This is a genomic window from Pyrobaculum sp., assembly GCF_049971835.1.
GTDB lineage: Archaea > Thermoproteota > Thermoprotei > Thermoproteales > Thermoproteaceae > Pyrobaculum.
In genome coordinates this window covers 1-1502 of record NZ_JBMFKV010000351.1, presented here as the reverse complement: position 1 = coordinate 1502, position 1502 = coordinate 1, and the positions used below count along the sequence as shown (strand labels likewise).

Here is a 1502-nt window from a genome sequence, read left to right as displayed (position 1 = left end):
GGCGGCTAGGGGGTATAGAGAGGTGGCTTCTGAGGCCGGCGTGGACTCGACGACGGCTTTGAGGCATCTGGAGAGGCTTGCTGAGGTTGGGCTGGTGGAGAGGCGCGGGTCTAGGAATGCCACGTACAGCGCTGATCCCGACGTGGCGAGGCTTGCCGGAGTCTTGTTAAAGTTGCGGGGGGCTGTTTAGCGGCTTTGATGCAATGTAAAGGATTTTTGTTGTAAGACATAATTTTTATTAAGTTTAGATTTACGTCTGCTTATGAGTGTTGTTAAGGTTGAGCAACCAGCAGATTTGGTGTATAGGGCCGCGGCTGTGGCGCGGCTTGCTGTGAATGTGGAGATGGCCTACGACGTGGTGGACGAGTTGGCGAGGACCCCCGAGAGGTACCATGAACTACTCGGCAGGATTTCCCGAGTTGTTTCAAAAGTGCTGAGGGATGTGGAAAAGGCGCTGGAGGAGGCGAAAGAGGAAAACGATAGGAAGGTGCTGAAGATGGCTTATAAGCTACTATTACAGTGGCCTAAGTTGCTGGAGGAGTTGTTTGCCAAGCTAGAGTCAGAGGGCGAGGCGGCTCGGGCTGTGTTAGTTAAGAAGTTCGCCGCGCTTACAGTGGCGCCGGATAGGCTGACCGTGAAGGTGGCCAAAATCCTAGAGAGGGTGTAGTATGGCATATCTGAGGGTTTCCGGGAGGTTTGAGGTGCAGGTCGCGGTGCTTACTGGCCACGGGGTGATGGGCAACTACAACATGCACACAACTGTCAGAGTCGTCCACGGGGGCAGGGTGTATGAGGTTCCCGCGCTTACTGGGAACGCGTTTAAACACTGGCACTCCGTCCACGCCGCTAGGGCCTACGAGGCCATGGGCGGCAAGATGCTGAATGAATACTGCCGGGCCGGGGTGGGGCTCAGGGGTAAGGACTTGAGTGGGCAGGACGCCAAGACTGAGGCGGAGGCGATAAAGGACTTCTGTAACGATCTTCACGGCTTCTTAATTCCAGACCAGCAACTTAAGCGGGATAGCTTGGCTAAATTCGCCTTCGCCATACCGGTGTTGAGTGGCGAGGTGCTTGAGTCGGTTAGCAAATTTGCGGTGACTCACAACAGAGTGGATCCCACGAAAAAGGGTAAAGAGACGGAGATGATGGTGTTTAGGCAGGAGTACTCCTCTGGCCACCTCTACGGCTTCGCGGCGTCTTTTGACCTAGCCTATCTGGGGGCGACGATGTACGACCACCTGGCTGGCAAGGAGGGCGGCGTCGTGTTGGATGTGGATGAGAGGGTGAGGAGGGCTAAGGCGGCCTTCGCTGGCCTTCTTGCAGTGCTGGCGGGTGGGTTCGGATCCAAGGCCGCTAGGGCTCTTCCCATAACTGACCTCAGGGAGCTTGTCGTGGCTGTGTCGCCTCAGCCTATTCCGCCTCTTGTCCACGGGGCTTATCCTGACTATGTGGCCAAGTCGCTTGATGTGTTGGCGGCATATCTGGGGGCCGTCGGCGGTTCC

The 1502-nt window shown here is 56.5% G+C and carries 3 protein-coding genes; all 3 read left to right on the top strand.

Translation table 11 applies throughout. The features are described from left to right. Positions 1 to 190: helix-turn-helix domain-containing protein (locus ACP5J3_RS14560; RefSeq protein ID WP_428496338.1), on the top strand; the 190-nt coding region annotated here is incomplete at its 5' end. 72 nt (positions 191 to 262) lie between these two features. After that, positions 263 to 667 carry a CRISPR-associated protein gene (locus ACP5J3_RS14555; RefSeq protein ID WP_428496337.1) on the top strand — a complete coding sequence of 135 codons (405 nt, stop codon included), beginning with the start codon at positions 263 to 265 and terminating at the stop codon, positions 665 to 667. Between the two features lies 1 nt (position 668). Continuing rightward, positions 669 to 1502, top strand: an 834-nt coding sequence (gene cas7a, locus ACP5J3_RS14550) for a type I-A CRISPR-associated protein Cas7/Csa2 (protein ID WP_428496336.1), incomplete at its 3' end; no start/stop codon positions are given.